The following is an 18,181-nucleotide window of genomic DNA, read 5'->3' as shown; positions in this document are numbered from 1 at the left end:
CACATGCCCCGGAGGCACGGCCGGCTACCGGAGCCGTGACGACAGCGCCTCGCCGGGCCGCCGCGCTCCAGCCCTCACCGATGCCCGCCGCTTGCAAATTGGTCGGCCAAGTTGTATCACTGGGACATTGGCCGACCAATTTTGCTGACCAAGTTGGCGGGCCATCCGTTGAGGAAAGGACACGACCATGCCGTTCACGCCCTTCGAGCTGGGTTCCCTCCGGCTGCCGAACCGTCTCGTCATGGCGCCCATGACGCGGTCACGCGCGTACCTGGCCGGAGTCCCCTCTCCGCTGACCGCGCTCTACTACGCCCAGCGCGCCTCGGCGGGCCTGATCGTCACCGAGGGCGTGCAGCCCAGCCCCGCGGGACAGGGCTACATGAACACGCCGGGGCTGCACACGGATGAACAGGTGGCGGGGTGGCGTGAGGTGACCGGCGCCGTCCACGCGGCGGGCGGCAGGATCGTTGCACAGATCATGCACGCGGGAGGGGTCGGCCATCCCGGCAACACCGGCAGGCCGCCGGTCGCCCCCTCCGCCGTACGGGTCGGCGAGCAGATCTTCACGCCGGCGGGCCTCCAGGACACGCCGGTCGCCGTGGAGCTGTCCACCGCTGAGGTGGAGGCCACGGTCCGCGACTTCGCCACCGCCGGGCGCCGCGCCATGGAGGCCGGGTTCGACGGGGTCGAGCTGCACGGGGCGAACGGCTACCTCATCCACCAGTTCCTGTCCCAGAACGCCAACCTGCGCGACGACCGGTACGGCGGGTCGGCGGCCAACCGGATCCGGTTCGCCGTGGAGACCGCCAGAGCCGTCGCGGAGGAGATCGGCCCCGACCGGGTGGGCATCCGGCTGTCCCCTCTGAACGGCGCCCAGGGACTGGTCGAGGAGGACGCGCACGAGCTCTATCCCGCGCTTGTGTCCGCGCTCGCCGAGCTCGACCTGGTCTACCTGCACCTCGTGGCGACCGGTGGCGACGAGCTCAACGCGCGGATCCGCGGCCTGTGGCCGAACGCCCTGATCGTCAACGATCCCGAGACGATCGACCCCGCGTCCGCCACGGAGAGACTGCTGGACTGGGGCGCCGACCTGGTCGCGCTGGGCAGGGCCTTCCTGGCCAACCCCGACCTGCCCCTGCGCCTGCGCGTCGGCGCGCCGCTGAACGAGGCCGACATGAGCACCGCGTTCGGCGGCGACCACCGCGGCTACACCGACTACCCCACGCTGGCACTCCACCCGGCCGCCGCGTAGGTGTGCCTCAGGCGCGGACGCGGGCGAACAGCCGGCCCCCGAGGTCGACCCCCACGACCGCGCCGCTGTCGTCCCTGGTGAAGAAGCCGCACCGGCCGCGCAGACCGCCCTGAGCGGCTCGGCGTCCCGGCCGGTCACCTGTGCGCCCAGCAAAGCCGGTCGGTCACCGAGGACGCGATTCCTCCCTCGGGGTTGTCGCCCCGCGAGCGCCGCCACAGTCGCGCGACGGCCGGCCTTCCGTCCTCGCCGGGGCTGTGCCCCACGGCGAACCGGCGGGGCATGAAGTCGTCGCGCGCGAAGAACGTGTGCGACAGTCCCAGCGGCTCGTGATCAGTCCCCAGCCCGGCCCCGCGGTGTGGTTGAGCAGGTCCATCACGGTGACCTCGGCCGCGGCGCGCTCGTCGGCGAGCCGGAGCTCGGGGACGTACCCGCGCACCGGCGCGTCCAGCTCGACCCGCCCCTCCTCCGCCAGGCGCACCAGCGCGCTCGCCGTGTAGGTCTTGGTGACCGAGCCCAGCGGTGCAAGCAGGCCTTCGGCTCCCATCCACCCGATCGGGAGCCCCGTACACCCATCCGCCGACCCGGCCTTCGCGCCGTCAACCGCGCGGCGTACGGGTGAATCAGCCGCGCGGCGGACGCGGCACTTGTCATCGTTCGTCCATTCTTGATCCCGTGCCTCCCCAGGAGGCGCTCCCGGCGGGACGGGACCCCTGTCCCTGGTGACCGGGACGGTCCGACCGCAATCGTCGGTACTGCAAGCAACGGGGATCCGGCACCGCGAACCGGGGTCCGGGCGGCGCGCCGCCCGGCTGTGACGAAGATCGCACCTCGCGGAGCCCTAATGCTCTACAGCTTGTAGTACTACTGGTTATAGAACTACGAGCTGTAGAGCTCCGGCGTGAGGGAGACATGGACGCGCTTGACCTGGCACGGTGGCAGTTCGGGGTGACCACCGTGTACCACTTTCTCTTCGTACCCCTGACGATCGGGCTGGGCGTCTACGTCGCCGGGCTCCAGACCGCCTGGCACCTGACGGGCAAGGAGCACTACCTCAGGCTCACGAAGTTCTTCGGCAAGCTCTTTCTGATCAACTTCGCGATGGGCGTGGTCACCGGCATCGTCCAGGAGTTCCAGTTCGGGATGAACTGGAGCGAGTACTCGACCTTCGTCGGCGACGTGTTCGGCGCGCCGCTGGCGCTGGAGGCGCTGCTCGCGTTCTTCCTGGAGTCGACGTTCCTCGGCCTGTGGATCTTCGGCTGGGACCGGCTGCCCAAGCGGATCCATCTCGCCTGTCTGTGGGCGGCCGTCATCGGCTCCAACCTGTCGGCGTACTTCATCCTCGCGGCCAACGCGTGGATGAAGCACCCGGTCGGCTACGAGGTCGTGGACGGCAGGGCCAGGATGACCGACCTGTGGGCGGTGCTGACCAACTCGACGGCCCTCGCCCAGGTGCCGCACGTCGTCGCCGCCTCGTTCGTCGTGGCGGGCGGGTTCGTCATCGCCGTCGCAGGCTACCGCATCCTGCGTGAGCGCGGGCTCGGCCTGCGGCCCGAGTGGTCTCGGAAGAACGGCCGCCCGGCCCGTACGGCCGCCGGGGACGCCACCACGCCGATGCGCCGCCTCCCGGACATGTGGCGGACCAGCCTGCGCGCCGCGCTCGTCATGACGGCGATCGCTGGGGCCGTCGTCGCCGGCAGCGGCGACCTGTCCGGCCAGTTGCTGCGCGAGCAGCAGCCGATGAAGCTCGCCGCGGCGGAAGGCCTGCGCCACGACACCGCCGGAGCGCCGTTCTCGATCGTGCCCGGCGTCGAGGTGCCCGGCCTGCTCAGCCTGCTCGCCGCGCACGACCCCGGCGCGACGGTCCAGGGCGTCGACGACATCCAGGCGCGGTACGAGAAGACCTTCGGACCGGCCGACTACACCCCGAACCTGCCGGTCGTCTTCTGGTCGTTCCGCGTGATGATCGGCTTCGGCATGGCCACGGTCGGCCTGTCCGCGCTCGGCCTGTGGCTGACCCGGCGGCCCCGGCGGCGGCACGGCGGCACGGCGAAGCCGGTGCCCGGCTGGTTCGCCCGCCTGTGCGTGCTGGCGCTCCCGCTGCCCGCCGTCGCGATCATCTCGGGGTGGCTGCTCAGCGAGATCGGCCGCCAGCCGTGGACCGTCCAGGGCGAGCTCATGACGGCCGCCAGCGTGTCGCCCGGCGTCTCGCTCGGCGAGGTCGCGATCACCCTGGCGATCTTCACGGTCCTGTACGGCGTGCTGGCGGTGGCCGAGGGCGTGCTGCTGGTGCGGCACGTCAAGGCGGGCCCGGAGCTGCCGCCGGTCGAGAACGTGCCCGCCGGCGCCGTTCCCGCCCGCCCCGACGAGGCGCGGCTCACGCCGACGCTCATGTACTGAGGAGCCACGAGATGACGACCTTCTGGTTCATCGTGATCGCGTTCCTCTGGACGGGTTACTTCGTCCTGGAGGGATTCGACTTCGGCGTGGGCGCGCTGCTGCCGCTGCTGTCGCGCTCGGAGGCCGACCGCAGGCAGGTGCTGGCCACCATCGGGCCGGTCTGGGACGGCAACGAGGTGTGGCTGATCACCGCGATCGGAGCTATGTTCGCCGCCTTCCCTGCCTGGTACTCCGGCCTGCTCAGCGGCTTCTACCTGGCGGTCTTCCTCGTCATCGCCGGCCTGGTCGTACGCGGCGTGGGCCTGGAGTGGCGGGGCAAGGTCCACTCCCGGCGCGAGGTCGCGCTGTGCGACGCCGGGATCGTCACCGGCAGCGTGCTCCCGGCGTTCCTGTGGGGCGCGATCTTCGGCAACCTGCTGTTCGGCACGGCGCTGGCGACCGTGCTCGGCGGGGCCCTGTCGCTGTCGGTGGCCGTGCTGCACGGCGCGGTGTTCGTGGCGCTCAAGACGACCGGCGGGGTCCGGGCCCGCGCCCGCCGCGCCGCGCTTCTCGCGGCCGTCGGGGCGGTGCCGGTGGCGATCGCCACGCTGCCGTCCGTGCCCGGCAAGGGGCCGATGTGGACGCTGGGCACGGCCCTGCTCGCCGCCGCGGCGCTGGCGGCCGGGGTGACGCTGGTGTGGGGCCGCCGGGAGGGCTGGGCCTTCACCGCGACCGCGACCGCGATCGCCGCGACGACCGCCACCGTCTTCGGCGTGCTGTGGAACGCTCCCCTGCCCGGGCTCACGCTGGCCGAGGCGGCCTCGGCGCCGTACACGCTGACCGTCCTCACCTGGATCGGCCTGATCGCCCTGCCCGGCGTCATCGCCTACCAGGCCTGGACCTACTGGGTCTTCCGCAAGCGCCTCACCGCCGAGGTGTCCTGACTCAGGAACGGGACGTGTACTCCGGCGCTCTGACGGTGGTCACCGTTCCAGGCGCAGGTGGTGGAGGTCGGAGGGGGAGACGGGCATCCGGGCGATCGTGATGCCCTCGGCGTCCTCGACCGCGGAGGCGATGACGGCCGAGACGGGGATGACCCCGGCCTCCCCCGCGCCCTTGATCCCCAGCGGGTTCAGCGGTGAGGGCGTCTCCAGGTGGGCCGTCTCGATGCGCGGCACCTCCGTGGCGTACGGCATCAGGAAGTCCATGAACGAGGCGTTCAGCAACTGGCCGTGCTCGTCGTAGACCATCTTCTCGTACAGCGCCCCGCCGACGCCCTGGGCGACCCCGCCGTGGATCTGCCCTTCGACGATCATCGGATTGATCAGCTTGCCGCAGTCGTGGACGACGGCGTAACGCAGGATCCTGATCTCCGCGGTGTCGGGGTCGGTCTCCACGATCGCAGCGTGCATGCCGGCGGCGAAGGTGGACCTGACCGGCGAGTAGTAGTCCCGGCCCTCCAGACCCGGCTCCTCCCCCTCCGCCACCGGCGGCCGGTCGTCGGAGGCGGGCCCGGCGAACTGGGTGGCCCGTTTGGCCTCCTCGTCGAAGGCGTACCGCAGCGGGTTGGACAGCACGGCGACGGTCGCCAGCGGGATCGACGCCGACGGCACGCCGGCGACGTGGACCATCCCGTCGGTGATCTCCAGGTCGCGCGGGTCGGCCTCCAGCGCCTCCGCCGCGATCCGCAGCGCCTTCTCCCTGACCTTCCGGCAGGCGAGCGCGATCGCGTTGCCGCTCATCACGGCCGCCCGTGAGGCGAAGGTGCCCACGGCGTACCCGAAGCGCCGGGTGTCGCCGGTGACGACCGACACCTTCTCGATCGGCACGCCGAGCTCGGTGGCCGCGATCTGGGCGAACACGGTCTCGTGCCCCTGCCCCTGGGAGGTCAGGCCGGTCGAGACGTGCACCCGGCCGTCGGAGGTGACCTGCACGTGCCCGCCCTCGTAGGGGCCGACGCCGGTGCCCTCGACGTAGCAGCCGACGCCGATGCCGATCCTGCGTCCCTCGGCCGCCGCGCGGGCCTTCGCCTCCGGGAAGGAGTCCCAGCCGATCAGCTCCTTGAGCATGCGCAGCGCCTCGGGGTAGTCGCCGCTGTCGTAGATCAGCGGACGCCCGTCCTGGAACGTCATGCCCTGGTCGTAGGGGAACTCGTGCGGCTGGATGAAGTTGGCCGCGCGGACCTCCGTACGGTCCCTGCCGAGATGGGCGGCGATGCGGTCCATCGTCCGCTCCATGCAGAACACGCCCTGCGGGCGGCCCGCGCCCCGGTAGGGCGTGACCTGCACCGTGTTGGTGTAGATCGAGGAGAACTCGACCCGGTAGGCCCCCACCTTGTACGGCCCGAGCAGCTGCGTCGAGGTGATGATCGGCACGATGATCCCGTACGGCGTGTAGGCGCCGTGGTCGTGCAGGATCTCGACCTCGAGGCCGAGCACGCGCCCGTCGTCGTCGAACCCGACCCGCACGTGCTGGACCTGGCCGCGCTCGTGTGACGACGAGACGAAGTGCTCGCGCCGGTCCTCGGTCCACTTCACCTCGCGGTTCAGCAGCCGGGCCGCCCACGGGACGAGGACCTCCTCGGGCCACGGATGCACGATCTTGACGCCGAACCCGCCGCCGACGTCGGGCGCGATGACCTCCACCTTGGGCAGCGGCAGCCCGAGCTTGGCCGCGATCGCCATCCGCACGCTCGTGGACGTCTGCGTGGAGGAGTAGACGCGCAGCGACCCGTCGTCGGCGTCCCAGCGGGCGTACACGCCCTTCCCCTCCAGGGGCGTGCACGCGCTGCGCTCGACGTCGAGGCGGAACTCCAGCGTGTGCGGAGCGGCGTCGATCGCCTCCCGCGCGGTCACGCCGCCCGGTCCCGGCACCTCCTGGACGAGGTGCGCGCCGACGTTGCCCGGCACGTCCTCGTGCACGAGATGAACGCCGCGCACGGCCTCCTCGATGCCCACGACGGGCTTGAGGATCTCGTAGTCGACCCGGATCAGGGCGCAGGCGTCCTCAGCGAGGTAGCGGTCGCGGGCGACGACCATCACGACCGGCTCGCCGACGTGCCGGACGATCTCCCTGGCCAGCGGGTACGCCGTGCGGCCGTGGGTGAGCGCGGGGTGCGGGATCAGCAGCGGCAGCGGCTCGGCCGGCGCGCCCGGCAGGTCCTCCCACGTGTAGATCGCGACGAGGCCCTCGACGTCGAGGGCGGCCGACACGTCGATGTCGAGGATCCGCGCGTGGGCGTGCGGCGACCTGACGAAGGCGGCGGCCAGCGCGCCTCCGCCCAGGTCGTCGAGGTAGCGCCCCTGACCGGTGATCAGCCGGGCATCCTCGCGCCGCCGGACCGGCTCGCCGAACAACTTGGTCGTCACCGGTCCTCCTCCGCCTGGATCTCCGCTGCTCGGTGGACCGCCTTGAGGATGTTCTGGTAGCCGGTGCACCGGCACAGGTTGCCCGCCACGGCCTCCAGCGCCTCCTCCTCGGTCGGTGCGGGGTTGTCCCGCAGGAACGCGGTGACCGTGCACAGGAACCCCGGCGTGCAGAACCCGCACTGCAGGGCGTGGCACTCGGTGAAGGCCCGCTGGACCGGCGACAGCTCGCCGTCGCGCGCCAGCCCCTCCACCGTCGTGATCTCGTGGCCGTCCACCGTGACGGCGAACGTCAGGCACGACCGCACCGGCTCGCCGTCCAGCAGCACCGTGCAGGCGCCGCAGACGCCGTGCTCGCAGCCCACGTGGGTGCCGGTGAGGCCGAGGTCGTGGCGCAGGCAGTCCGACAGCAGCCGCCGTCCGGGCACCGTCGCCTCCCGCACGACCCCGTTGACCGTCAGCCTCACGTGATGGCGTGTCTCGTTCACGATTCCTCCCCGCGGGCCGCGGAGGCGGCGTCCCGCAGCGCCCGTGCGGCGAGCACCCCGGTGAGGTGCCGCCGGTAGTCCGCCGTCGCGTGGATGTCGCCCTCCGGATCGATCCGGTCCCGTACGGCTTCCGCCACGGCCTCCCAGCCGGCCGAGGCGGCCGGGCGCGGGCCGCACGCCGCGGTCACGTCCACCACCACCGGGACCGGTCCCACGCTCACACAGGCGACGCGGGCGGCGGCGATCCGGAGGTCCTCGTCCAGCGTGACAGCGGCGGCCACCCCGGCCACCGCGTAGTCGCCGTGCCGCCGGGCCACCTCGTGGAAGGCCGTGCCCGACCGCCGGGGCAGCGCGGGGAAGAACGCCGACACGGCCAGTTCGCCGGGCCGCAGCGCCGACTCCATCGGGCCGGTGAAGAACTCCGCGGCCGGCACCTCCCGCTCCCCGCCCCGGCTCGCCAGCCGTACGGACCCGCCGAGCAGGGCGAGCACGGCGGGCATCTCGGCGGCGGGGTCGGCGTGCACGAGGCTGCCCACCACGGTGCCGCGGTTGCGGATCACGGGGTGGGCGACCAGCCGCAGCGCCTGCCGCAGCAGCGGCTGCGCGGCGGCGGCCTCCGGCGAGCGCTCCACGGCGGCGTGGCGGGCCAGGGCCCCGACGTGTACGCCGGACGGCCCGGCCTCGATCCCGTCCAGGCCGGGCACGCGGTTCACGTCGACGATGTGGGCGGGCGCGGCCAGCCGCATGTTGAGCAGCGGGATCAGGCTCTGGCCGCCCGCCAGCACCTTCCCGTCAGGCCCGGCCTCGGCGAGGACGTCGAGCGCCTCGCCGAGGGTGGCCGGGCCGTGGTAGCCGAACGGAGGCGGCTTCATCGCGTTCGCACCCGCGGCGCGGGCCGTTCAGACGGCCGGGTCGCGTTCGAGCCCGATCTCCCCACGCGTGACCTCCTTCGCTCGTCTGCCCGCGATGGCGCGGAGCAGGTGATAGCCGGCGAGCACCACGATCGTGCCGAGCGCGATCCCGGCGAGCGAGAAGTCGCCGGTGATCTGGTGGGTGACCGGCCCGATCGCGAGGATGATCCCCGCGCCGATCGGCACCATGTTGACCGGGTCGGCGAAGTCCACCCGGTTCTCCACCCAGATCTTGGCGCCGAGCAACCCGATCATGCCGTACAGGATGACCGTGACGCCGCCGAGCACGCCGCCGGGCGTGGCGGCGACCAGCGCACCGAACTTGGGGCACAGGCCGAACAGGATCGCGATGACCGCGGCGATGTAGTAGGCGGCCGTCGAGTAGACCCGCGTGGCCGCCATGACGCCGATGTTCTCGGCGTACGTCGTGGTGGGCGAGCCGCCGACGGCGGTGGCGACCACGGTGCCGACGCCGTCGGCGGTGATCGCCTTGCCCATCTGGGGGTCGACGTCGGCGCCGGTCATCTGGCCCACGGCCTTGACGTGGCCGACGTTCTCCGCGATCAGGGCGATCACCGCGGGCAGTACCACCAGCACGGCCGACGCCTGGAACGACGGGGCGTGGAAGTGCGGCAGCCCGATCCAGTCGGCGTCGGCGACCGCCTGGAAGCTCACCCGGGGGTGGGTGTCGACCTTCCCGGTGCCCGCGTTGTAGGCGGTGATGTTCCCGAAGACCTTGTCGGCGAGCCAGGACAGGACGAACCCGAAGACCAGCCCGAGCAGCACGCCGATCCGGCCGAGGAAGCCGCGGAACAGCACGATGAACACGAACGTCGCGGTCATCGTGATCAGCGCGATCCACGGGTCCTGCGGCCAGTACACGTCGGCCACGACGTACGCCAGGCCGAAGCCGATCAGCATGACCACCGCGCCGGTCACGACCGGGGGGAAGACGCGGTGGATGATCTGCACGCCGAGCACGTGGATCGCCACGCCGCACAGGGCGAGCACCAGGCCGGCGACGAGGATCGCGCCGGTCACGACCTGGTCGGCCGCCGGGGTGTCGCCGCCGAACGCCGCCCGCACCGCCACGACGCCGCCGACGAACGACGCCGACGTGCCCAGGTAGCTGGGGATCCGCCCCTGGGTGAAGAGCAGGAACAGGATCGTCGCGACGCCCGACATCATCACGGCCGTGTTCGGGTCCAGCCCCATGACGAGGGGGAACACGAAGGTCGCGCCGAACATGGCGATCACGTGCTGGGCGCCGATACCGACCATGCGCGGCCAGCTCAGCCTCTCGTTAGGTTTGACGACCTCCCCGGGGGCCAGCCCTCTCCCGTCGCCGTGCACTGTCCATCTGAAAGCCATTTACGCCCCTCTTGGTACTGGGCCGTGGGCCGGTCGGCCACCCCGCAGGCGTCCCTCCGCGGCGTTCTAGACCGTTTGGGGCACTTTAGGACTGGCGTGCGCGACAGACATGGGCATGATCTGCCAAACCGGCGAGCTCCGGAGCGTCACACCACGCGGATCGTGTACCCCTCGCCGGTGACGACCTGGCCTGCCCGGATTTTGCAGGCCTTGCGCAACTCCACGCGTCCGTCGACGCGCACCCGGCCCTCCGCGACGAGGTGCTTGGCCGCGCCGCCGCTGTCGGTGATCTGGCAGAACTTGAGGAGATCGCAGAGCGGGATGTAGTCGCCGTCCAGCTCGAAGGTGATCGCTGGGGCCTTCGCGTCGTTCACGCCGCCAGCTTAGATAGTCAGGGAGTGTCCCGCAGATCTCGCCGTAGCGAGGATCGGCCAGGTGGATGCATCGCAAGGCGGAGGAGGAGCCCATAGCGGAGGGCGCCGCCTGGGCGATCGGAGTAGGCAAGAGATCTAAGGGGCACGACCTAGATACCCCGCATGCGCAGGACGTGGAGGGCGAGGGTGAGGTTGAGCCGCAGGTGCGCGTCCTCGGTGAAGTTGCCCAGCATGCGCTCCAGCTTGCCGATCCGGTAGCGCAGGGTGTTGTAGTGGAAGTGCAGCCGGCGCGCGGTCTCGGCGACGTTGAGGTTGGTCTCCAGCAGCGCCTGCAGGGTGCGGCGCAGGTCGGCGTTCTCCGCGTCGGCGTCCCCCGCGAGCGGGCCCAGGGTCTCGCGGACGAAGGCGTGCAGCTCGTCGGTGTCGTTCACCAGCGACAGCAGCCGATAGACGCCCAGCTCGTCGAAGTGGGCGACCGCGCCCGCCCCGTGGAGCTGCCGGCCCACCCTGGCGGCCTTCAGCGCCTGGCCGTACGCGCCGGGCAGGGCGTCCACGCCGGAGGCGACCCGGCTGAGGCCGGTGGAGAACGTGCCGTCCGAGACGGCGGCGAGCGCGTCCCTGGCCACCTTCGCCGGATCGGCCGCCGCCCCGACGATCGCCACGACCTCGTGGGAGAAGCCGGCGACCGCGCCGCGCGGGTCGTGCTTGCGCACCGACGCCTGCCACGCCGCCAGCATGCGGTCCTGGACCGGCCGTTCCTCGGCGTCGGGGTCGATCTCGGCGACCAGCACGCTCACCGGGCGCTCCAGGTCCCAGCCGAACGCCTGGGCGCGCTCGGCCACCCGCAGCCCGCCCCTGCCGGTGAGCACATCGCGCAGGAAGTCGGCGCGGTACTTGCTCTCGACGGCGGTGACCGCCTCCTGCTTCGTGATCACCAGCGCCGCGACGGTCGCGGCGCGCTCCAGGATGCCGATGTCGCTTGAGGTCAGCGTGCCGTGGGCGCTGTAGGCCGCGATCCTCCCGTGGTGGTGCCCGCCCGCGACGACGGGCACCGCCGCGTAGTGCCCGTCGCCGCCCGCGGGCGGCGCCGCCGGCGTCCGCGCGAGGGCCGCGTTGATCTCCCGCAGCCGCGCCACCTGCGCGGACTCCCCGGCGGCTGCGAGGAGATGACCGGCGGCGTCGGTCGCCCCCACGGCCACCTGAAGCAGCCCGGCCACCTCCGCCGTGACCTCCCGCATCCCGCCCCCGGCCAGCACGATCTGCACGAGCGCCCGGTGCGCCTCCTCCGTACGGGCGAGGATCGCCGCCTGGCGGTTCAGGATGTCGGTGAGCACCTGGTTGAGGATGTCGTCGAAGCCCACGTCGTTGGGCAGCAGGATCAGCGGGAAGCCCAGCCGGTCGGCCTGCTCGACCATCTCCCCGGGGAGCTCGTCCAGGTAGCGGCCCAGCTTGATCGCCAGGGCGGCGAGGCCCCGCTCGTCCAGGTCGGCCACGAGCCGGTCGAGCGACTGCGGCGTGTTGCGCAGCGGGTAGCCCGTGGTGAGCAGCAGCTCGTGCGGCTTCACCCAGGCGAGGATGTCGGGCACCTCCATCACGTTGAGGCGCTGCACGATGCGGTCGAGGCCGGCCCGCCCGGCGATCAGGCGGGCGTCCGCCAGCGTCGAGACCCCGAGCACCTCGCCCACCGACACGCCGTGGAGGATCGTTCCAGTGCTCGCCAGGCGCATGGCGGGCGGGGCCGGGTCGTTCTGCAATGCCGTCTCCGAGAATGCCGTCACCGGGGGTCGCGACGTCCTCTGGTCATCGGTCGCTCACCCTCCTCGTTCGCTACGCGGGCCGCTCGTACCTCGCGGACCACTCCGCTCACTGCGTCGGGCTCGCTCCGGGACGTCTCAGGCCGATTGTGCCCGACCTCGGTCCTGTCAGGAAGAGCCAAGCATTCGGCCGACTGTTGGCATCTTTCTCCGTACGGAGGGGGGAGATCGGGCCTTAGCGTCGGCAACGACTGGCTTCGGGAGGTCCGGTGAGTGTTGGCACGCGCCCGAAAGGGCGGCGGGCGACGACGCCCGCGTCCCGCCCCCCGGCGCCCTCGGCCTACGTGAGCGGCGCCGCGAGCGTGGCCGTACGGCCCGCGATCGAGGCGCCCCGCCGCCCGGCCAGGGTGCTCGCGGCCTTTCCCCTCGCGCTCTACCTGGAGATCAGGAGCGAGGCCGAGCCGCACGTCGTCGCCGTGGTGACGGGCGAGGCCGTCCGCCTGCCCAACGCCGTGGTGCTCGCGGAGCGCCTCGACGGGGTGTCTGCGGGCGACGACGCCTGGGTCGGCGAGGGCTCCGTCGAGGTCGGCGGCGTGTCGATCTGCGTGCGCCGCTGGTGGGACCCCGCTCCCCCGCTCGGCCCCGCCGACCCCGCACGGCTCGCACCCGCCCTCGGCCTGCTCGGCCGTGCCCGCGCGGCCTCGCCCCGGCGACCGGGGCTGGACCCGGACGGCGCCCCGGCGCTGCTCGAGCGCGGCTGCCGGGCCGGTTCGCTGGTGGAGAGCATCACCGCGGCCGAGCGGCTGATCGGTCTCGGCCCGGGGCTGACGCCGAGCGGCGACGACATGCTCGCCGGCCTGCTGGTCGCGCTGCGGCACCTCGGCGCGGCGGCGGGAGTGCCGCGCGCCGTCTGGCTGGCCGACTGGCTCGCCGCGGCAGTCACCTACGACGCCCGCACCCGGACCACGCCCATCTCGGCCACTCTGTTGCACTGCGCCGCCAGGGGCGAGGCGAGCCCGGAGGTCACCGGGGTGCTGCGCGGCGTGGCCGGGCACCAGCCGCTGGAGCCGGCCGTGCACCGCCTGCTCCGCCTCGGCCACACCTCGGGCGCCGACCTGGCGTGGGGCGTGCAGATCGGCCTGTCCGCCGTCCTCGCCCATCGGGAGGGCCAGTGAACGACCTGGTCGAGGTGCGCCCCGGGGTCTACCGCGACTCCGTGACGCTGATGCGGGTGAGCCGGGCGCTCACCGGAATGCCCGGAGTGGCCGTCGCCGTCGTCGCGATGGCGACCGAGCTCAACCTGGGCCTCGCCCGCGATCTCGGCTTCGCGGTGCCGCCCGCGACGCCCGGCGACCTGCTGGTGGCGGTCCGGGCGGACTCGCCCGCGGAGCTGGAGGACGCCGCCGCCGAACTGGAGCGACAGCTCGCCGCACGGGCGCCGGCGAGCGAGACGCGGGGCGAGGCGCCGCCGCGTACGACCCGGTCGGCGGCGCGGGCCTTCGAGGCGAGCCTGGCGCTGGTGAGCGTGCCGGGCGAGCACGCCTTCGCCGAGGCGCTCGACGCCGTGGAGGCCGGGCTCTCGGTGATGATCTTCAGTGACAACATGCCGGTGGAGCAGGAGATCCTGCTCAAGGACCGGGCACGGGCCAGGGGCGTGCTCGTGATGGGGCCCGACTGCGGCACCGCGGTCGTGGGCGGGGCCGGCCTGGGCTTCGCCAACGTCCTGCGCCCCGGGCCCGTCGGCGTCGTGGCCGCCTCGGGGACCGGCGCCCAGCAGGTGACGAGCCTGCTCGACCTCGCCGGCGTCGGCGTGTCCCACGTGCTCGGCGTGGGCGGCAGGGACCTGTCCGCGGAGGTGGGCGGGCGCTCGGCCGTGCAGGCGCTGCGCGCGCTCGACGAGGACCCGGCGACCGAGCTGATCGTGCTGGTCTCCAAGCCCCCCGCCCCCGAGGTGGCCCGTGCCGTACGGGACCTCGACCTGGCGACGCCGGTCGTCGCCGCGCTGCTCGGGCCGGGGCAGGACGACCTGACCACCGCCGCGGAGAAGGTGCTGCGGGCCCTCGGCCGCGACGTCCCCGAGTGGCCCTCCTGGCCCGCGCCGCCGACCTCGGCCGGGCGCCGGGACGCGGCGGTCCTGCGGGGGCTCTACGCCGGCGGCACGCTGTGCGCGGAGGCGGCGCTCGTCGCGGGCACAGGCGAGTTCACCGACTTCGGCGACGACGCCTACACGCGGGGCCGGGCCCATCCCATGATCGACCCGGCACTGCGCCTGGAGGCGCTTCGCGGCGTCGCCTCCGGCGTCGTGCTGATGGACGTCGTGCTCGGGCACGGCGCCGACCCCGACCCGTCCTCCTGGCTGGCGCCCGCGATCCGCGACGCGGTGGCCGGGGGCGTGGACGTGGTCGTGGCCGTCGTCGGCACCGACGGCGACCCTCAGGGGCTGCGTGCCCAGGCCGCCCGGCTGAGCGAGGCCGGGGCGGCGGTCTTCACCTCCAACGCCGCGGCCGCCCGGCACGCCCGCCTCCTCGCGGGCGGGTGACGGGCGTGGCCGCGCCGACCCCGATCGGAGCTTGATGACCCTCTCCATGCTGTACGGCGAGCCGCGCGTCATCACGGTGGGCGCGCAGGTGCTGGGCGAGGCGCTGGACCGGCAGGCCGTGCCGCGGTGGGAGGTCGACTGGCGGCCGCCGCTGCGGGGCGCCTCCGCGGCCCTCGCACGGGTGCTGGCCGACCCCCGGCGCGAGAGCGCCAACGCCACCGCCGTCGGGCGGATGCTGTCGGCGCGCCCCATGCTGACCGGCGTACGCCCGGCGCGTGAGGTTCTCGGCCTGGGGGCCGGGGAGTTCTTCCACGCCGGTCCGCCGATCACCTGGGAACGGGCCTCCGGCCCGATGCGGGGGGCGCTCGCCGGGGCGATGCTGTTCGAGGGCCTGGCGGCCACCCCGGAGGAGGCGGAGGACCGCCTGGCCTCCGGCGCGGGGATCACCCTCGACTCCTGCCACCACCACCGCACGGTCGGGCCGATGGCGGGGGTGGTCAGCCCGTCCATGTGGATGCTGGAGGTCGCCGACGCCGAGCACGGCGGCACGGCCTACTGCTCCCTGAACGAGGGGCTGGGCAAGGTCCTGCGCTACGGCGCGTACGGGCCCGAGGTGATCGAGCGGCTGCGCTGGATGGGCGAGGTGCTCGGGCCGGTGCTCGCGGCGGCGCTGGAGCGGTGCGGCCCTCTCGACCTGCGCACGCTCATCGCGCAGGCGCTGCAGATGGGCGACGAGCTGCACAACCGGAACCGCGCGGCGACGTCCCTGCTGGTGCGCGAGATCGCGCCCGCGGTCGTGGAGGCGGCCCCGGACCACGCGGTCGAGGTGCTGCGATTCATCAATGGAAATGATCATTTCTTCCTGAACGCGGGAATGGCGGCGGCGAAAGTCAGCGCCGACGCAGCGCGCGGCGTGCCCGGGTCGAGCCTGGTCGTGGCGATGGCGCGCAATGGAACCGATTTCGGAATACAGGTGTCGGGCCTCGGCGACCGGTGGTTCACCGGCCCGGCCGGCGTGCCCGACGGCCTGTACCTCGGCGGCTACGGCCCGGACGACGCCAACCCCGACATCGGCGACTCCACCATCACCGAGACGGCGGGCCTGGGCGGCTTCGCCATGGCGGCGGCCCCCGCGATCGTCCGGTTCGTCGGCGGCGAGGTGTCCGACGCCGTGGCGGCCACGACCTCGATGTACGAGATCACCATGGCCGAGCACCCGGCGTACCAGATCCCGGGGCTGGGCTTCCGCGGCACGCCGGCCGGCATCGACGTCGCGCTCGTGGCCAGGACCGGTCTGCTGCCCGTCGTGAACACCGGCATCGCGGGCAGGATCGCCGGAACCGGGCAGGTGGGAGCGGGTCTGGTCAGCCCGCCGGCCGAGGCCTTCACGGCCGCCCTCGACGCGCTGGGCGAGGCATGAATTCCCTTTGACCGTCATCAGACCGTAATATCGTCGTCAACCTCAGATATCCGATGCAATTCGCACGGTCCGTTCGGGGGATCTTGCGGATCGAGCGTGAATTGGGGACCTTATCTATGACGACAGATCGCCTGCTCGGTATGGTCCCCCCTATGCCAGAGGGTCAGGGACCTGTGGGCCGCGTCCCCGCGGGGGGCGCCCCCGAAGGGCAGGGCCGTCTCGTCGGCCGGCGCTACCGGCTGCTGTCCCCGGTGGGCCGCGGCGGCATGGGGATGGTGTGGCACGCCCACGACGTGCTGCTGGACCGGGACGTCGCGGTCAAGGAACTGCTCCTGCCGTTCGGGCTCGACAACGCCGGCGCGCAGACCGCCCACCGGCGCATGCTGCGCGAGGCGCGCTCGGCCGCCCGGCTCAGCCATCCCGGCATCGTCACCGTCCACGACGTCGTCGAGGAGGACGGGCGGCCGTGGATCGTCATGGAGCTCGTCCGCGCCTGGTCCCTCGAGCAGGCCGTGCGGCAGAGCGGCCCGCTGCCGGTCGTGCAGGCCGCCGAGATCGGCATCCGGGTGCTCGACGCGCTGCGCCACGCCCACGCCGCCGGCATCCTCCACCGGGACGTGAAGCCCGGCAACGTGCTGCTCACCGCCGACCGCGTGGTGCTCACCGACTTCGGCATCGCCGCCATCGAGGGCGACGTCACGATCACCCAGACCGGGCTGCTCATGGGCTCGCCCGCCTACATCCCGCCGGAGCGCCTCCAGGGCCGCCCGATCACCCACGCCGCCGACCTGTGGTCCTTCGGCGCGACGCTGTACGCCGCCGTGGAGGGCCGCCCGCCGTACGAGGGGCCGGACGCGGTCGCCGTGCTCGGCGCGGTGCTCACGCAGGAGCCCAACCGGCCGCGCCGGGCGGGCGCGCTGCTGCCGGTCATCGAGGGCCTGCTCCGCAAGAACCCGGCCGACCGCCTTCCGGCCGCGCAGGTCGCGGAGATGCTGGAGCGGGTGCTGCACAGCCACGGCGCCGGGCTGCCGGGCCGCGCCGGCACGCCGACGTCGGTGCCCACCCCGCAGGACTCCACGCCCGCGGGGTTGCTGCCGCCGCTCGACATCCCCTCGGGGCCGCTGCCCTCGCGCATCATCGAGACGCCCTCGGGTCCGGTCCGCGTGCCGCTCACGGCGGAGAACCTGGCGCCGGGCGCGGCCACCCCGCCCGGCGCCGCGCCCCGTCCCATGGAGCCCCATGCCGGGGAGCCCCGGCCGGCCGACCCCGCGTACGAGCCTCCTGGCGCGTTCGGGCCCGTGAACGCCTTCGGGCAGACCCCCTCCTTCGACCCTGCCTTCGACACGGGCTTCGACACCGGCTTCGACCCGCTGTCGTCCCCCTCGGGGTCGACGCACGCGCCGGAGCGGGCGAAGGAGGCCATGTGGCCGACGCCCACGCCGGGCGACATGCCCGGCGACCTGGGCGGCACGCCGCGGGCGCCGCACCGGCCCGGGCAGCACGCGGCGCCCCAGCAGACGGGACCGCAGCACATGGCGCCGCAACACATGGCGCCGCAACACGCGGCACCGCAACAGGCCGCCGCGCAGGCCGTCTCGGCGCAGGCCGGCGACTCCGGGCCGGTCGCGGACGCCGCGGGCCCGCACGGGCCCCGGGTGGGACGCAGGCGCAAGGAGCGGGCCGACGAGGTCGCCGGCGGCGAGGGCCGGTCGAAGCTGCTGCTCGTCGTCGCCGCCGCGGCCGTGGTCGCGGTGATCGTCGCGATCGTGTTCGTGCTGCTGCCGAGCGGCCCGGACGAGGCCGTGGTCTCGCAGCAGGACGGCAGGTCGGGCGCCACCCTCGCGCCCACCGACGCCGCCACGCCGACCGCTCGCCCGCTGTCGGCCGTACGCGTGCCCGAGGGCTACCACCTGGTGACCGAGGGCGGGGTGGCGCTGGCGGTGCCGAAGGAGTGGACCTCCACGGTCGACGACGACGTCGTCAGGCTCACGGGCCCGAAGGACAGCGGGCAGAGCGTCACGATCAAGAGGATCCCCGACGGCAGCCTGGCGGCGCTGCGGTCCGCCGAGCAGAACCTGGACATCAAGGACTTCACCGACTACACGCAGGTCCAGCTGCGCCAGGTGGACTACCGCTACCCCGCGGCCGAATGGGAGTACACCTACACCAACGCCAGCGAGGTCACCGTCCACGCGGTCATCCGCTATCTGGAGGCGGGCGAACGCGCCTACGCCATCATGTTCGCCTCGCCCGACTTCGACTGGAACGAGTCCGCCGCACCGGTTCGGCAGGCCCTCTGGAGCACCTTCCGCCCCGCCTGACGCCCGGCCG

The 18,181-nt window shown here is 73.2% G+C and carries 14 protein-coding genes; 7 read left to right on the top strand and 7 right to left on the bottom strand.

From position 1 onward, the window contains the following. Positions 1-187 precede the first annotated feature (187 nt). Positions 188-1,252 (top strand): alkene reductase, encoded by a 1,065-nt coding sequence (locus QSK36_RS02815; RefSeq protein ID WP_285781219.1) that lies wholly within the window; start codon positions 188-190, stop codon positions 1,250-1,252. A 163-nt stretch (positions 1,253-1,415) separates the two neighbouring features. Here the strand turns inward: QSK36_RS02815 and QSK36_RS02810 are convergent, their stop codons facing one another. Continuing rightward, the gene (locus QSK36_RS02810) at positions 1,416-1,796 is read right to left on the bottom strand and encodes a serine hydrolase (protein WP_285781218.1); all 381 of its coding nucleotides are present in this window, start codon (positions 1,794-1,796) and stop codon (positions 1,416-1,418) included. A gap of 365 nt (positions 1,797-2,161) precedes the next feature. Between QSK36_RS02810 and QSK36_RS02805 the strand changes: the two genes are divergently transcribed. Beyond that, a complete protein-coding gene (locus QSK36_RS02805; protein ID WP_285781217.1) occupies positions 2,162-3,649 on the top strand; it encodes a cytochrome ubiquinol oxidase subunit I in 1,488 nt (495 codons plus the stop codon). 11 nt (positions 3,650-3,660) lie between these two features. Then, on the top strand, positions 3,661-4,572 hold the full coding sequence (gene cydB / locus QSK36_RS02800) for a cytochrome d ubiquinol oxidase subunit II (RefSeq protein ID WP_285781216.1): 912 nt from the start codon (positions 3,661-3,663) through the stop codon (positions 4,570-4,572). 39 nt (positions 4,573-4,611) lie between these two features. On the opposite strand, the gene cutA is transcribed toward cydB, so the two are convergent. From cutA to QSK36_RS02770, 6 genes are all read right to left on the bottom strand, one after another. Next, positions 4,612-6,996, bottom strand: coding sequence for an aerobic carbon-monoxide dehydrogenase large subunit (cutA, locus tag QSK36_RS02795; protein ID WP_285781215.1), 2,385 nt, complete (start codon positions 6,994-6,996; stop codon positions 4,612-4,614). Further along, the gene (locus tag QSK36_RS02790) at positions 6,993-7,481 is read right to left on the bottom strand and encodes a (2Fe-2S)-binding protein (RefSeq protein ID WP_182903181.1); all 489 of its coding nucleotides are present in this window, start codon (positions 7,479-7,481) and stop codon (positions 6,993-6,995) included. The genes cutA and QSK36_RS02790 overlap by 4 nt, the downstream gene beginning before the upstream one ends. Further along, the gene (locus QSK36_RS02785) at positions 7,478-8,353 is read right to left on the bottom strand and encodes an FAD binding domain-containing protein (protein ID WP_285781214.1); all 876 of its coding nucleotides are present in this window, start codon (positions 8,351-8,353) and stop codon (positions 7,478-7,480) included. The genes QSK36_RS02790 and QSK36_RS02785 overlap by 4 nt, the downstream gene beginning before the upstream one ends. Positions 8,354-8,380: 27 nt before the next feature. Continuing rightward, a complete protein-coding gene (locus QSK36_RS02780; RefSeq protein WP_285781213.1) occupies positions 8,381-9,763 on the bottom strand; it encodes a uracil-xanthine permease family protein in 1,383 nt (460 codons plus the stop codon). A 146-nt stretch (positions 9,764-9,909) separates the two neighbouring features. Next, complete coding sequence (locus tag QSK36_RS02775; RefSeq protein ID WP_167538717.1) at positions 9,910-10,137, bottom strand: RNA-binding S4 domain-containing protein; 228 nt, start codon at positions 10,135-10,137, stop codon at positions 9,910-9,912. 149 nt (positions 10,138-10,286) lie between these two features. Beyond that, positions 10,287-11,864, bottom strand: coding sequence for a PucR family transcriptional regulator (locus tag QSK36_RS02770; RefSeq protein WP_285781444.1), 1,578 nt, complete (start codon positions 11,862-11,864; stop codon positions 10,287-10,289). 296 nt (positions 11,865-12,160) lie between these two features. Here QSK36_RS02770 and QSK36_RS02765 point away from each other — a divergent pair, with 296 nt between their 5' ends. The 4 genes from QSK36_RS02765 to QSK36_RS02750 all read left to right on the top strand — a co-directional run bounded on the left by QSK36_RS02765 (position 12,161) and on the right by QSK36_RS02750 (position 18,171). Next, the gene (locus tag QSK36_RS02765; RefSeq protein ID WP_285781212.1) at positions 12,161-13,066 is read left to right on the top strand and encodes an oxamate carbamoyltransferase subunit AllH family protein; all 906 of its coding nucleotides are present in this window, start codon (positions 12,161-12,163) and stop codon (positions 13,064-13,066) included. Then, positions 13,063-14,430, top strand: coding sequence for an AllF/FdrA family protein (locus QSK36_RS02760; RefSeq protein ID WP_285781211.1), 1,368 nt, complete (start codon positions 13,063-13,065; stop codon positions 14,428-14,430). Before QSK36_RS02765 ends, QSK36_RS02760 begins: the two co-directional genes overlap by 4 nt. Before the next feature lie 34 nt (positions 14,431-14,464). Further along, positions 14,465-15,850 (top strand): YlbE family protein, encoded by a 1,386-nt coding sequence (locus QSK36_RS02755; protein WP_285781210.1) that lies wholly within the window; start codon positions 14,465-14,467, stop codon positions 15,848-15,850. Between the two features lie 152 nt (positions 15,851-16,002). Further along, positions 16,003-18,171: a serine/threonine-protein kinase gene (locus QSK36_RS02750; protein ID WP_285781209.1), complete on the top strand. Its 2,169-nt coding sequence runs from the start codon at positions 16,003-16,005 to the stop codon at positions 18,169-18,171. The last annotated feature ends 10 nt before the right edge of the window (positions 18,172-18,181 follow it).

Source organism: Microbispora sp. NBRC 16548, from assembly GCF_030268985.1.
Lineage (GTDB): Bacteria > Actinomycetota > Actinomycetes > Streptosporangiales > Streptosporangiaceae > Microbispora > Microbispora catharanthi.
This window is presented reverse-complemented; position numbering and strand designations above follow the sequence as displayed.

Bases quoted from the DNA above. Each gene is read 5' to 3' on its own strand.
- QSK36_RS02815 (WP_285781219.1), top strand. From the start codon at position 188: ATGCCGTTCACGCCCTTCGAGCTGGGTTCCCTCCGGCTGCCGAACCGT.
- QSK36_RS02810 (WP_285781218.1), bottom strand. From the start codon at position 1,796: ATGGGAGCCGAAGGCCTGCTTGCACCGCTGGGCTCGGTCACCAAGACC.
- QSK36_RS02755 (WP_285781210.1), top strand. From the start codon at position 14,465: ATGACCCTCTCCATGCTGTACGGCGAGCCGCGCGTCATCACGGTGGGC.
- QSK36_RS02750 (WP_285781209.1), top strand. From the start codon at position 16,003: ATGCCAGAGGGTCAGGGACCTGTGGGCCGCGTCCCCGCGGGGGGCGCC.
- cydB (WP_285781216.1), top strand. From the start codon at position 3,661: ATGACGACCTTCTGGTTCATCGTGATCGCGTTCCTCTGGACGGGTTAC.
- QSK36_RS02770 (WP_285781444.1), bottom strand. From the start codon at position 11,864: ATGCGCCTGGCGAGCACTGGAACGATCCTCCACGGCGTGTCGGTGGGC.
- QSK36_RS02780 (WP_285781213.1), bottom strand. From the start codon at position 9,763: ATGGCTTTCAGATGGACAGTGCACGGCGACGGGAGAGGGCTGGCCCCC.
- QSK36_RS02785 (WP_285781214.1), bottom strand. From the start codon at position 8,353: ATGAAGCCGCCTCCGTTCGGCTACCACGGCCCGGCCACCCTCGGCGAG.
- QSK36_RS02805 (WP_285781217.1), top strand. From the start codon at position 2,162: ATGGACGCGCTTGACCTGGCACGGTGGCAGTTCGGGGTGACCACCGTG.